1 protein-coding gene is annotated in these 15,657 nt (G+C 74.1%); it reads left to right on the top strand.

Features of this window, described 5'->3' with window-relative positions; translation table 11 throughout:
* Positions 1 to 4 precede the first annotated feature (4 nt).
* Entirely contained in the window at positions 5 to 15,643 is a 15,639-nt protein-coding gene (locus GA0070619_RS33360; protein ID WP_088947722.1) for a type I polyketide synthase, read from the top strand.
* Positions 15,644 to 15,657 lie beyond the last annotated feature (14 nt).

Genomic DNA, 15,657 nt, shown 5'->3' on the forward strand with positions numbered 1-15,657 from the left:
TGTCATGGCGAACGACGAGAAGCTGCTCGACCACCTCAAGTGGATGACCGCCGAGCTGCGACGCAGCAAGCGACGGCTCGAAGAGGTGGAGACGGCGGCCGGCGAGCCCGTCGCGATCGTCGCGATGACCTGCCGCTACCCGGGCCGGGTCAGCACGCCCGAGCAGCTCTGGGAGCTGGTCGCCGCCGGCGGGGACGCGATCGGTGACTTTCCGGACGACCGTGGGTGGGACGTCGACGGGCTCTACGACCCCGACCCGGACGCCAAGGGCAAGAGCTACGCCCGCGAGGGTGGGTTCCTCGCCGAGGCGGCCGACTTCGACCCGGCGCTGTTCGGTATCTCGCCGCGCGAGGCCCTGGCCATGGACCCGCAGCAACGCCTGCTGTTGGAGACCGCCTGGGAGGCGTTCGAGCGGGCCGGTATCCCCAGCGACAGCGTGCGGGGCAGCCGGACCGGCGTGTTCGTCGGCATCAGCGGCCGCGACTACGACACCCTGCTGCAGCGGCACACCCAGGACGGCATCGAGGGTTACCGGCTGACCGGCAGCGCGGCCAGCGTGCTCTCCGGGCGGATCGCGTACCAGTTCGGCCTGGAGGGGCCGGCGGTCACCATCGACACCGCCTGCTCGGCCTCACTGGTCGCGCTGCATCTGGCGGTCCAGTCCCTGCGGCAGCAGGAGTGCTCCCTGGCCCTCGCCGGTGGCGCCACAGTGCTCGCCACCCCGGAGGCGTTCGTCGAGTTCAGCCGTCAGCGTGGCCTCGCCCCGGACGGCCGCTGCAAGCCGTTCGCCGCGGCGGCCGACGGCACCGGCTGGTCCGAGGGCGCCGCACTGCTCCTGCTGGAGCGTCTCTCCGACGCCCGCCGCAACGGCCACCCGGTGCTCGCCGTCATCCGGGGCACCGCGGTCAACCAGGACGGCGCCTCCAACGGTCTCACCGCCCCCAACGGGCCCGCGCAGCAGCGCGTCATCCGGGCCGCGCTCGCCAACGCCCGACTCACCGCGGCCGACGTCGACCTGGTGGAGGCACACGGCACCGGCACCCGGCTCGGCGACCCGATCGAGGCGCAGGCGTTGCTCGCCACGTACGGCCAGAGCCGTCCGGACGGCGAACCACTCTGGCTCGGCTCGCTCAAGTCCAACCTCGGCCACACCCAGGCCGCGGCCGGTGTCGGTGGCGTGATGAAGACGGTGCTCGCCCTGCGGGCCGGCGTCATGCCGCGCACCCTGCACGTCGACGAGCCCACCCCGCACGTGGACTGGACGGCCGGCAACGTGCAGCTGCTCACCGCCGAGCGCCAGTGGGCGCCGGGGGAGCGACCACGTCGTGCGGCGGTCTCCGCGTTCGGCATCAGCGGCACCAACGCCCACGCGATCATCGAGGAGGCCCCGACGGCGGACGACGCCCCGACGACGCCTGCGCCGGCCGGCACCGACCCGGTCTGGGTGCTCAGCGGCCACACCCCGGAGGCGCTGCGGGCCCAGGCCGCCCGTCTGAGCGCCTTCGCGGCCACCGCCACGGCGACCCACGCCGACATCGCCTACTCGCTCGCCGCGACCCGCTCACCGCTGCCGGTCCGGGCCGTGGTCACCGGCACCGACCTGCCGGGTGCCCTGGCGGCCCTGGCCGACGGCGTCGCCACCGCCGGGGCCGTCACCGGCGCGGTCCAGGACGGCCGCACCGCGTTCCTGTTCTCCGGTCAGGGCTCCCAGCGCCACGGTATGGGCCTTGAGCTCGCCGCGCGCTTCCCGGCGTACGCGCAGGCACTCGACCTGGTCTGCGCGGAACTGGACCCGCACCTCGACCGTCCGCTGCGCGAGGTGATCGCCGACGGGGTCGACCTGGAACAGACCGCCTACACGCAGGCCGCCCTGTTCGCTGTGGAGGTCGCCCTGTTCCGGCTGGTCGGGTCGTTCGGGGTCACACCGGACTACCTGGTGGGGCACTCGATCGGGGAGATCGCCGCCGCGCACGTCGCCGGCGTGCTGTCCCTCGCCGACGCCGCGACGCTGGTGGCGGCGCGGGGCCGACTGATGCAGGCGCTGCCGGCCGGCGGGGTGATGGTGGCGGTCCGGGCGACCGAGGCCGAGGTGCTGCCGCTGCTGTCCGAGGGCGTGGACATCGCCGCGGTCAACGGTCCCCGGTCGGTGGTGCTGTCCGGTGCCCCCGACGCGGTGGCGGCGGTCGTCGCCCACTTCGAGAAGTCCAAGCCGCTGGCGGTCAGTCACGCGTTTCACTCGGCGCTGATGGAACCGATGCTGGCCGAGTTCGCGCAGGTGGCGACCACCCTGACCTACCATGCCCCGGTCATCCCGGTCGTCTCCAACCTCACCGGGCAGCTCGCCGGCACGCAGGACGCCGACTACTGGGTCCGGCACGTACGCGACGCGGTCCGGTTCGCCGACGGCATCGCCTGGCTGCGGGGCCGCGGCGTCACCCGGTTCCTGGAGATCGGCCCGGACGGCGTCCTCACCGCGATGGCACGGGAGAGCGACGACACCGAAGCCGCCTACCTGCCCCTGCTGCGCCGGGGCCGCCCCGAGGTGACCTCACTGATCACCGGGCTGGCCGAGGCGTACGTGCGGGGCGCCGCGGTGGACTGGACCGTGCTGGCCACCGGCGGCAGCCGTGTCGACCTGCCCACCTACGCGTTCCAGCAGCAGCGGTACTGGCCCGCCACCGGCATCGCGCCGGCCGGCGACACCCGGGGCCTCGGCCTCACCGGTGTCGACCACCCGCTGCTCGGCGCCTCCGTCTCCCTGGCCGGCGCCGACGAACACCTCTTCACCGGCCACTGGTCCGCCGCCGGGCACCCGTGGCTCGCCGACCACCAGGTCGCCGGTGACCTCGTCGTCCCCGGCACCGCCCAGCTCGAGGCGGTCCTCGCGGCCGGTGCCGAGATCGGCTGCGAGACGGTCGAGGACCTGGTCCTCGCCACCCCGCTCGTGCTGCCGCCCACTGGCGTGCAGGTGCAGGTCCGGATCGGCGCCCCGGACGCCGACGGCCGCCGCAGCGTCAGCGTGCACAGCGGTGACGGCGAGACGTGGACCGTGCACGCCTCCGGCACCCTCACCGTCACCGGCAGCGCGGCGCCCGCCCCGGCCGAGTGGCCGCCGCCGGGCGCCGAACCCGTCGACCTCACCGACCTCTATCCCGCGCTGGTCGAACGCGGCCTGGCCTATGGGCCCGCGTTCCGCGGCCTGGAAGCGGTCTGGCGCGGCCCGCTGGGGGACACGTTCGCCGAGGTACGCGCCCCCGAGAGCATCGACTCCACAGGCTTCGGGCTGCACCCAGCGCTCCTCGACGCCGCCCTGCACGCCCTCGGCTGCACGGGCACCGGCGACGAACCGGCCGCCGTCCCGTTCGCCTGGAACGGCGTCACCCTGCACGCGGTCGGCGCCGACACGATCAGGGTGCGGCTACGCGGCACCGGGACCGTCGCCCTGGACGTCTGGGACACCACGGGGCAGCCGGTCGCCACTGTCGGTTCCCTGGTGCTCCGTCCGTACGCCCCGCCCACCGCGAAGGCACTCCCGGTGGCCGACGCCCTGCACCGCCTCGCGTGGGCCCCGATCGTCGCCTCGGCACCCTCCGCTGGATCGACCGCCGTCCCGGCGCAGGTCTGGCGCCCGGAGACCGCCGGTGACGATCCGGTGGCAACGGTGCACACCGCGACCGCCGCCACGCTCGACCTGCTCCAGCGGTTCCTGCGCGACACCACCGACGCGGGCAGCCGCCTCGCCGTGGTCACCTCCGGTGCGGTGGCGACCTCGCCCGACGAGGACGTACCCGACCTGGCCGCGGCGGCGGTCTGGGGTCTGGTTCGCACCGCCCAGACCGAGAACCCGGACCGCTTCGTCCTGGTCGACCTGGACGGCCACGACGACGACACGGCGCTCGCCGCCGCGCTCGCCACCGGGGAACCGCAGATCGCCGCCCGCAACGGCGCCCTGTTCGCCCCCCGCCTGGCCCGCGCCGCGACCGGCCCCGCCCTGATCCCGCCGGCCGGCGTCCCCTGGCGCCTCGACGTCCCGGTGAAGGGCACCCTGGACAACCTCGCCCTGGTCCCGTGCCCCGAGGTCGACGAACCGCTCGGCCCGGGCCAGGTCCGGATCGCCGTGCGCGCCACCGGCCTCAACTTCCGCGACGTCCTGATCGCCCTGGACATGTACCCCGACGTCGCCCAGCTCGGCAGCGAGGGCGCCGGTGTCGTCACCGCCATCGGCCCCGGTGTCGACGGGGTGCGGGTCGGCGACGCGGTGATGGGCATGTTCTACGGCGCGTTCGGCCCGGTCACCGTCACCGACCACCGGCTGATCACGCCGATCCCGGCCGGCTGGACGTTCGAGCAGGCCGCCGCCGTGCCGATCGTCTTCCTCACCGCCTACTACGCCCTGGTCGACCTGACCGGCCTGCGTGCCGGGGAGTCGCTGCTGGTGCACGCCGCCACCGGTGGCGTCGGCATGGCCGCCGTGCAACTGGCCCACCATCTCGGCGCCACCGTCTACGGCACGGCCAGCCCCGCGAAGTGGGACACGCTGCGCGGTCTGGGTGTTGCCGACGACCGGATCGCCTCGTCCCGGACCACCGGGTTCGAGGAGAGGTTCCGCGCCGCGACCGGCGACCACGGGGTCGACGTGGTGCTCAACTCGCTCACCGGCGAACACGTCGACGCCTCGCTGCGGCTGCTGGCCGCTGGCGGTCGGTTCGCCGAGATGGGCAAGAACGACGTCCGCGACCCCGCCGCGATCACGGCCGCGTACGGCATCAGCTATCAGGCCTTCGACACGATCGAGGCCGGACCGGACCGGATCCAGCAGATGCTGCGCGCCCTGGTCGATCTCTTCGAGGCCGGAGCACTGCGACCGCTGCCGGTGACCACCTGGGACGTCCGCTCGGCCGGCGCCGCGTTCCGGCACGTCAGCCAGGCCGCCCACGTCGGCAAGGTGGTCCTCACCGTCCCGCCCGCCCTGGACCCGGATGGTGTCGTCCTGCTCACCGGCGGCACCGGCGCGATCGGCGCGGCCGTCGCCCGGCACCTGGTCACCACCCATGGCGCCCGGCACCTGGTGCTGGCGGGCCGTCGTGGCCCGGACGCGCCCGGCGCCGCCGACCTCGCCGACGAACTGCGCGGCCTGGGCGCGAGCGTGACAGTGGCCGCCTGTGACGTCGCCGACCGCAGCGCCGCCGCGGCCCTGGTCGCGGCCAGCACCACCGACCGGCCGCTGACCGCTGTCGTCCACCTGGCCGGCGTCCTCGACGACGGCGTGCTCGACGCGATGACACCCGATCGGCTGGCCGGCGTGCTGCGCCCCAAGGCCGACGCCGCCTGGCACCTGCACGACCTCACCAGGGATCAGCCACTCGCCGCGTTCGTGCTCTTCTCGTCGCTGTCCGGGCTGCTCGGCGCTGCGGGCCAGGCCAACTACGCGGCTGCGAACGCGTTCCTGGACGGGCTCGCCGCGCACCGGCGCGCCCAGGGCCAGCCGGCGATCTCGCTCGCCTGGGGTCCCTGGACCGCCACGACCAGCATGGCCGGGCGGCTGGACGACACCGACACGCGGCGGATGGACCGCACCGGTGTGCTCGGCTTCAGCACCGCCGAGGGGCTGGCGTTGCTCGACGCGGCGCTCGGCATCGACGAGTCGTTGAGTGTGCCGGTGCGGCTGGCCCGTACGGTCGCGGCCGGCACCACCCCACCGCCGCTGCTTCGCGGTCTGGTCCGCGGCGCCACCCGCCCGGCTGGCACCGCCGGACCGGCCGACGCGGCGACCGCGCTGCGCCGTCGCCTGGCCGCCGCCCCCGCCGAGGTCGAACGGATCCTCCTGGAGATCGTCGTGGCGGACGTCGCGGCGGTCCTCGGGCACGACCCGTCCGGCATCGTCGCTGGTCGTGCCTTCAAGGAGCTCGGGTTCGACTCGCTGACCGCCGTCGAACTCCGCAACCGGCTCGGCGCGGCGACCGGGCTCCGGCTGTCCGCGACCCTCGCCTTCGACCATCCGAGCCCGCTGGCACTCGTCGCCCACCTGCGCGACGAACTGCTCGGCGGCGCAATCCCGGAGGCACCGCAACCGTCTGCCGAGGTCGCCGGGGACGACGACGACCCGATCGCGATCGTTGCGATGGCCTGCCGCTACCCGGGTGGCATCAGCACCCCGGAGGAGTTGTGGCGGCTGGTCGCCGACGGCGCCGAGGGCATCACCGCCGTCCCGACGGACCGTGGGTGGCGGGCCGACCTCTTCGACACCGGACGGGACAGCGGCTCGGCCACCGACCGTGGGGGCTTCCTGCACGACGCCGCCGAATTCGACGCGGACTTCTTCGGTATCTCGCCCCGCGAGGCCCTGGCGATGGACCCCCAGCAGCGGCTGCTGCTGGAATCCACCTGGGAGGCCCTGGAACGCGCCGGCATCGACCCGGAGACGGTCCGAGGCGAGCCGGTCGGTGTGTTCGTCGGCGCATCGGCCCAGGGGTACGACACCCTGCTCCAGGGCCGCGACGCCAGCGCCGGCTACCTGCTCACCGGCACCGCCGCCAGCGTCATCTCCGGCCGGCTCGCGTACACGTTCGGCTTTGAGGGCCCGGCCGTCACTGTGGACACGGCCTGCTCGGCGTCGCTGGTCGCGCTGCACCTGGCGATCCGGGCGATCCGCAACGGCGAGTGCGCGATGGCCGTCGCCGGCGGCGCCGTGGTGATGGCCACGCCCACCATGTTCCTGGAGTTCTCCCGACAGGGCGGGCTCGCCGCCGACGGGCGCTGCAAGGCGTTCGGGGCGGGCGCCGACGGCACCGGCTGGTCCGAGGGCGTCGGTGTGCTGCTGGTCGAGCGGCTGTCCACAGCGGTCCGGCGCGGTCACCCGGTGCTCGCGCTGGTCCGTGGCACCGCCGTCAACCAGGACGGCGCGTCGAACGGTCTGACCGCCCCGAACGGGCCCGCCCAGCAGCGGGTGATCCGGGCCGCGTTGGCCGACGCCGGTCTGTCCACCGCCGACGTCGACGTGGTGGAGGCCCACGGCACCGGTACGGTGCTGGGTGACCCGATCGAGGCGCAGGCGCTGCTCGCCACGTACGGCCAGGGCCGCGCCGCCGACCGGCCGTTGTGGCTCGGCTCGATCAAGTCGAACCTGGGTCACGCGCAGGCCGCCGCCGGGGTCGGCGGCATCATCAAGATGGTCATGGCGATGCGGGCCGGCCTGATGCCCCGCACCCTGCACGCGGACGAGCCGACCACGCACGTCGACTGGTCGTCGGGTTCGGTCGCCCTGCTCACCGAGGCCCGCGAGTGGGCGGGTGACGGACGTCCGCGCCGGTCGGCGGTCTCCTCGTTCGGTGTCTCCGGCACCAACGCGCACGTCATCCTCGAAGCCGCGCCCGAACCGGACCCGGTCCGGGGCAGCGAGCGGGCGGACGCCGCTGGCGACGTACCGCTGGTGCTCACCGCCCGCAGCCCGCAGGCGCTGACCGCGCAGGCCGCCCGGCTGCTGGCCGGAGGTGACCGGGATCTGGCCGACGTCGCGCACACCCTCGCCGGCCGGGCCCGCCTCCCGCACCGGGCGGTGGCGTTCGGCCGTGCCGCGCTGGAAGCCCTCGCCGCCGGTCAGGCGGATCCCGCCCTGGTGACCGACACATCGGTGACCGGCCGGACGGCGTTCGTGTTCTCGGGCCAGGGGTCGCAGCGGCCCGGCATGGGTCTGGGGTTGGCGGCGTCGTTCCCGGTGTTCGCGGAGGCGTTCGACGCGGTCTGCGCGGAGCTGGACCGTCATCTCGACCGTCCGTTGCGCGAGGTGATCGCCGAGGGCGACGGCCTGGATCAGACGGTCTACACGCAGACGGCGCTGTTCGCGGTCGAGGTGGCGCTGTTCCGCCTCGTCGAGTCGTTCGGGGTCGCCCCGGACTTCCTGGTGGGGCATTCGATCGGTGAGATTGCCGCCGCGCACGTGTCCGGTGTGCTGTCGCTGTCCGACGCGGCGAAGCTGGTCGCCGCCCGGGGCCGCCTGATGCAGGCATTGCCGTCGGGTGGGGTGATGGTCGCGGTGCGGGCCACCGAGGCGGAGGTGCTGCCGCTGTTGACCGACGGGGTGTCGGTCGCGGCGATCAACGGTCCCCGCTCGGTGGTGCTGTCCGGCACGGAAGGCGAGGTCGCCGCGGTGGCGGCGAACTTCAAGAAGTCCAAGCGTCTGCGGGTCAGCCACGCGTTCCACTCGGTGCTGATGGAGCCGATGCTGGCCGACTTCGCGGAGGTCGCACAGACGTTGACCTATGCGCAGCCCCGGATCCCGGTGGTGTCGAACCTGACCGGGCAGGTCGCGGAGGCACAGGACGCCGACTACTGGGTGCGGCACGTGCGGGAAGCGGTCCGGTTCGCCGACGGCATTTCCACCCTGGAGGGCCTGGGCGTCAGCACGTTCGTGGAGATCGGCCCCGACGGGGTCCTGTCCGCCATGGGTGCCGACTGCGTGACCGACGCGGTGTTCGTACCCGTGCAACGCTCTGACCGGGACCAACCGACCACGCTGCTCACCGCCCTGGCCCAGGTCTTCGTGCGCGGCGTCGCGGTCGACTGGACCCAGTGCCACCCCGGCGGACGCCTCGTCGAGCTGCCCACCTACGCCTTCCAGCGCCGCCGCTACTGGCCGGCCGCCGCCGTCGGCGAAACCGGCACCGGCGGGCACCCGCTGCTCGGCGCGATGGTCCCACTGGCCGGCAGCGACGACGAGCGGGTGCACACCGGCCACTGGACCACCGGTTCGGTGCCCTGGCTGGCCGACCACCGCATCGCCGGATCGGTCGTCGTGCCCGGCACTGCGCTGCTCGAACTGGTCCTCGCCGCCGGCACCGAGGCCGGCTGCGAGCACGTCGACGACCTCGTCCTCTCCGCTCCCGTGGTGGCCGGCGAACGCGGCGTGCAGCTCCAGGTCCGGGTCGGCCCGGCGGACGACGCCGGCCGCCGCCCGGTCGCGGTGCACGCCACCACCGACGGCGTACGGTGGGCGGCGCACGCCACCGGTACGGTCAGCCCCGCCACCCTGCCGGCCCCGGCGGCTGGCGAGTGGCCTCCGCCCGGCGCGACCCCGCTCGACGTCGGCGACCTCTACGACGACCTGGCCGACCGAGGCCTCGACTACGGTCCCGTCTTCCGTGGGCTGCGCGCGGCCTGGCGTGCCACCGACGGCAGCCTGCACGCCGACCTGGCCCTCGACGGTGACGCCGACGGATACGCGGCGCATCCGGCGCTGCTGGACGCCGCCCTGCACGTCCTCGGCCTGACCGGTGACGCCGGCCGGGACGCCAAGGTCCCGTTCTCGTGGACCGGCGTCACCCGGCACGGTCAGACCGGCAGCGCGGCCCGGGCCCGACTGACAGTGACCGCGACGGACACCGTCCGGATCGAGCTGGCCGACGACCTCGGCCGGCCCACTGTCACAGTGGAATCCCTGCTGCTCCGGCCGTACGCCCCGCCCTCGGTGCTGCACACGCTGACGTGGTCGCCGATCCCGGTGCCCGTGGGGTCGACCGCGCACGACCTGACCGTGCTGCGCGTCCCGCAGGTCCCGGGCGACCAGGCCGCCGCCGCGCACACCCTGGCCGTCCAGGCGCTCGCCGCCGCGCAGGCCGTCCTCGCGCAGGACGACACCCGTCTGCTCGTCCTCACCACCGGCGCGGTGGCGGCGACCCCGGACGACGCCGTCCCGAACCCGGCCGGCGCCGCGGTCTGGGGCCTGATCCGCAGCGCCCAGTCCGAGCACCCCGGCCGCTTCCTGCTGGCCGACACCGAACCCGGCGACGACCTGGACGACGCCCGGCTCGCGGCCATCACCGCCGCCGGAGAGGATCAGGTCGCGGTACGCGGGGGTGCTGTCCTCGTACCTCGGCTCGTTCCTCACCGCGTGACCGGCGACGGCCCGGCCTTCGGCACCGGGACTGTCCTGGTCACGGGTGCCCTGGGCGCCCTCGGCGGGATCGTCACCCGGCACCTGGTGACCCGGCACGGCAGCACCGACCTGATCCTGCTCGGCCGCCGTGGCATCGACACCCCCGGTTCCGCCGAGCTGGTCGCCGACCTGACCGCACTCGGCGCCACCGCGACCGTGGTCGCCGCCGACGCGGCCGACCGGGACGCCCTCGCGGCCGTCCTCGCCGGAGCACCCGACCTGACCGCTGTCGTGCACGTCGCCGGGGTCCTCGACGACGGTACGGTCGACGGTCTCACCCCGGACCGCGTCGCCGCCGTCCTGCGCCCCAAGGTCGACGCCGCCTGGCACCTGCACGACCTCACCCGCGACCGGAACCTCTCCGCGTTCGTGCTGTTCTCCTCCGCGGCCGGGGTCTTCGGCGGGCCGGGGCAGGGCAACTACGCGGCGGCCAACGCCTTCCTCGACGCCCTCGCGGCGCACCGCCGCTCCGCCGGACTGGCCGCCACCTCACTCGCGTGGGGGCCGTGGGCGGACGGCATGGCGGCCGGTCTCGCCCCGGCCGAACTGGACCGGATGGCCCGCTCCGGTGTGCTGCCACTGTCCACCGACGTGGCGCTCACCGCGCTGGACCAGGCCTGCGCCGACAACCAGGCCCTTCTCGTACCGGTCCGGCTCGACCCGTCGGCGACCCCGTCGCACGTTCCCGGCGTGCTGCGCGGCATGATCCGCGCGATCCCCCGGCAGCGCGCGGGCCGCGCGTCCGGCGACGAGGCCCTGGTGCGCCGGCTCGCCGGTCTGGCGCCGGTGGCGCGCCGGGACCAACTGCTCGATCTGGTACGCACCCACGTGGCCGGAGTGCTCGGCCACGGCTCCGGGCGGGCCGTTGCCGCGGACCGGCCGTTCAGCGAGTTCGGCTTCGACTCCCTCGCCGCCGTCGAGCTGCGCAACGGGTTGAACTCCGCGACCGGGCTGCGGCTGGCCGCCACCCTGGTCTTCGACTATCCGACCCCAGTGGCCCTGGCCGAGCACCTGAACACCGCGCTCGGCGGCTCCGACGAGAGCCCCACCGCCGGTGTGACCAGGGCGGTCACCGCCGACGAGCCGATCGCCATCGTCGGCATGGCCTGCCGCTACCCGGGCGGTGTGACCACGCCGGAGGACCTGTGGCGGCTGGTCGACGCCGGCGGTGACGCGATCGGGGAGTTCCCCCCTGACCGGGGCTGGGATGTAGGGGTGTTGTTCGATCCCGATCCTGACAATCCTGGGACCACGTACACCAAGGAGGGCGGTTTCCTCTACGACGCGGGCGACTTCGACGCGGGATTCTTCGGGATCTCGCCACGGGAGGCTCTCGCCATGGATCCGCAGCAGCGGCTGCTGTTGGAAACCTCCTGGGAGGCGTTCGAGCGGGCCGGGATCGACCCGGCGGTCGTACGGGGAGCGCAGGTGGGTGTGTTCGCTGGAGTGATGTACCACGACTACGTCAGCCGTCTCGGGGCGGCTGACGGAGTCGAGGGTCTGCTGGGCGTCGGCAACGCCGGCAGTGTCGTCTCCGGCCGGGTGGCGTACACCTTCGGCCTGGAGGGCCCGGCGGTCACAGTGGACACCGCGTGCTCGTCCTCCCTCGTCGCCCTGCACCTCGCGGTACGGGCGTTGCGCAACGGCGAGTGCGCCATGGCGCTGGCCGGCGGTGTGACCGTGATGGCCACCCCGGGTACGTTCGTCGACTTCTCCCGGCAGCGGGGCCTGGCGCCGGACGGCCGGTGCAAGTCCTTCTCCGACGACGCCGACGGGACCGGCTGGGCCGAGGGCGCGGGCGTGCTGCTGGTGGAACGGCTCTCCGACGCGGTGCGCAACGGTCACCGCGTGCTCGCCGTGGTGCGGGGGACCGCTGTCAACCAGGACGGCGCGTCGAACGGGCTGACCGCCCCGAACGGGCCGTCGCAGCAACGCGTCATCCGGGCCGCCCTCGCGGACGCCGGCCTGAGCACCGCCGACGTCGACGCGGTCGAGGCGCACGGCACCGGCACCCGGCTGGGCGACCCGATCGAGGCGCAGGCACTGCTGGCCACCTACGGTCAGGACCGGCCCACCGACGAGCCGCTGTGGCTGGGCTCGATCAAGTCGAACATCGGCCACACCCAGGCCGCCGCGGGTGTCGCCGGCATCATCAAGATGATCGAGGCGATGCGGCACGACACCATGCCGCGGACCGTCCACGTCGAGCGGCCCAGCGGGCACGTCGACTGGTCGGCGGGTGCGGTGCAGCTGCTCGTGGACGCGCGGCCGTGGCCGGCGGGGGAGCGCCCGCGCCGGGCGGGGGTGTCGTCGTTCGGGGTGTCCGGCACCAATGCGCACGTGATCATCGAGGAGCCGCCGGCCGCGCCGGTGGTCGAGTCGGTGGTGACCGGGTCGGGTGTGCCGTGGTTGTTGTCGGGGCGCAGCCCGAAGGCGGTCGCTGGTCAGGCGCAGCGGCTCGTCGAGTGGGGTGGCGCTGCCGGGGAGGTGGCGTACTCGCTGGCGGTGTCGCGGGCGGCGTTCGACCACCGGGCGGTGGTGCTCGGTCCGGACCACCGCAGTGGCCTCGTGGCCCTGGCCGACGGGTTGCCGTCCAGCACTGTGGTCTCCGGTTCGGCGCGTACGGCTGGTGTGGTGTTCGTGTTCCCGGGTCAGGGTTCGCAGTGGGTCGGTATGGCCACGGGGTTGTTGGATGCGGAGCCGGTGTTCGCGGCGCGGATCGCGGAGTGTGCGGCGGCGTTGGATCCGTTCGTGGACTGGAATCTGTTGGAGGTGTTGCGCTCGGACGATCCGTTGGAGCGGGTGGATGTGGTGCAGCCGGTGTTGTGGGCGGTGCACGTGTCTCTCGCGGAGGTGTGGCGGGCCAGGGGTGTGATGCCGGATGCGGTGATCGGTCATTCGCAGGGGGAGATCGCGGCGGCCTGTGTGGCCGGGGTGCTGTCACTGAGCGATGCGGCGAGGGTCGTGGCGTTGCGCAGTCAGGCTCTGCTCGCGTTGTCGGGCAGTGGTGGGATGGTGTCGGTCAACGCCGGTCTGGACGTGGTGACACCTCTGCTGACCGACGGTGTGAGTGTTGCGGTGGTCAATGGTCCGACGAGTGTCGCCGTGGCCGGTGCGGACCTGGATACGTTCCTGGCTGCTGCGGAGGCGGCCGGGGTGCGGGCCAGGCGGGTGAAGGTGGATTACGCCTCGCACTGCGCTCTGGTCGAGCCGGTGGAGGCGGAGCTGGCGCGTCTGCTCGACGGGGTGCGAGCGCAGCCCGGTGCGGTGCCCGTGTTCTCCACAGTGGAGGACGGCGGTCAGATGGACGCCGACTACTGGTATCGCAATCTGCGCCAGCCGGTGCGCCTGGACCTGGCGGTCGCGGCGGCGCAGGCGGCCGGGCACCGGATCTTCATCGAGGTCAGCGCGCACCCCGTGTTGACCGGCGCGATCGCCGACACCGCCGACGTCGCCACGGTTGGCACGTTGCGTCGTGGTGAGGGCGGCCCCGGGCAACTGGTCCGGTCGCTGGCCGAGGCGTGGGTCTGCGGCGCACCCGTCGACTGGACCACCGTCATCCCGGCGACCCGGACCGTCGACCTGCCCACCTACCCCTTCCAGCACCAGCGTTTCTGGCCGGTCGGCGATGCGCCAGTGCCAGTCGTGGACCCGATGGACAGCGAGTTCTGGCAGGCCGTGGAGAACGGCGACCTAACCCCACTCGGCATCACCGACGACGGCACCGACCTGCTACCCGCCCTCACCGCCTGGCGGCGTACCCGCAAGGAACGCGGCACCACCGACACCTGGCGCTACACCGTGGGCTGGACCGCCCTGCCCGAGCCGACCGACGCGTTGCTCACCGGCACCTGGCTGCTGCTCACCACCCCCATCGCGCGGATGGAGACCGAGTTCGCCACCGCCGCGATCGAGCAGGCCGGCGGCACCGCCGTCATCGTCGAGGTCGACCCGGCGACGACCGACCGGGCCACCCTGACCGCACAACTGAGCGCGGCGACCGGCCCGGAACGAACCGTCTCCGGTGTGCTGTCCCTGCTGGCGGTCGCCCCGGACAGCGACGGCGCCGTCCCGCCCTGCCTGACCGCGACCGTGCTGCTGATCCAGGCCCTGGCCGACGCCGGGATCCCCGGACGGCTCCGGATCGTCACCCGCGGCGCGGTCACCGCCACCGCCACCGACGAACCGCCACTGACCGGGCCCGCCCAGGTCTGGGCCACCGGCCGGGTGTTCGGCCTGGAGCAGCCCGACCGCTGGGGCGCACTGATCGACCTGCCGGCCCGGCTCGACAACGCCGCGCTCACCCGCTTCCAGGCCGCCGTCGCCGGCATCGACGACGAGGACCAGATCGCGGTACGCGACAACGGCGTCCACGCCCGACGCCTGCGCCCCAACCCCCTCAGCGGCCCGGCACCGACGACCGGATGGACGCCGACCGGCACCACCCTGATCACCGGCGGCACCGGCGCGATCGGCGCGCACGTGGCCCGCTGGCTGGCCGGACGCGGCGCCGAACACCTGGTGCTCACCAGCCGCCGAGGCCCGGACGCCCCCGGCGCAGACGACCTGCGCACCGAGTTGGAACACCTCGGCGCCCGGGTGACCATCGCCGCCTGCGACACGGCCGACCGCGACGGGCTCAGCGGCGTGCTCGACGGCATCGACAACCTCACCGCCGTCTTCCACGCCGCCGGTGTCGCCCGCTCGGCGTCGCTCGCCGACACCGGCCTGGACGAGTTCGCCGACGTGGTCGACGGCAAGGCGGCAGGCGCCGCGCTGCTCGACGACCTCGTCGGAGACGTGAGCGCGTTCGTCCTGTTCTCCTCCAACTCCGGTGTCTGGGGCGGTGGCGGGCAGGGCGCGTACGCGGCGGCCAACGCTTACCTCGACGCCCTCGCGGCCCGTCGCCGGGCCCGCGGCCTGCGCGCCACCTCGATCGCCTGGGGGGTGTGGGACGGCGGCGGCATGTCCGACGCCGCGATCGTCGAGCAGTTGCGCCGACGCGGCCTCGCCGCGATGGCACCCGACCTGGCCATCGCCGCCATGGCCCGGACCCTGGACCACGACGAGACCTTCGTCGCCATCGCCGACGTCGACTGGCAGCGGTTCGCGCCCGCCTACGAGTCGGCCCGACCCCGGCCGCTGCTGCACGAACTGCCGCAGGTGCGCCGGATCCGCGAGGCCGACCAGGCCGCCATCAGCGGCCAGGGGGCGTCCGCGCTCCACACCCGACTGCGCGACCTGTCCCGCGGCGAGCGGCACCGGGCCCTGCTCCAGACGGTACGGGCGGAGGCCGCCGCCGTCCTCGGCCACCCGTCGGCCGAGTTCGTCGAGCCGGAGCGGGCGTTCCGGGAGCTGGGCTTCGACTCGGCGACCGCCATCGAGATGCGCAACCGGCTCAACGCGAGCACCGGTCTGCGGCTCAGCACCACCCTCATCTTCGACTACCCCAACGCCCTGGTCCTCGCCGAGCACCTGCACGACGAGCTGTTCGGGCCGGACGAGCTCGACGACGACGCCCGCATCCGGCAGGCGCTCGCCGAGATCTCCCCGGCCCGGCTGCGGGCCGCCGGGTTGCTGGACGCCCTGCTGCGCCTCGCCGACGGCACCGGTGACGACGCCGAACCAACCGCCGGGGAGCCCGACGGCACCGACCTCGACGGACTGGATGAGGACGACCTCATCCGGCTGGCACTCGATTCCTCTCGCTGAACCACCGACGTGCG

This window comes from Micromonospora zamorensis (assembly GCF_900090275.1).
Taxonomy (GTDB): Bacteria; Actinomycetota; Actinomycetes; order Mycobacteriales; family Micromonosporaceae; genus Micromonospora; species Micromonospora zamorensis.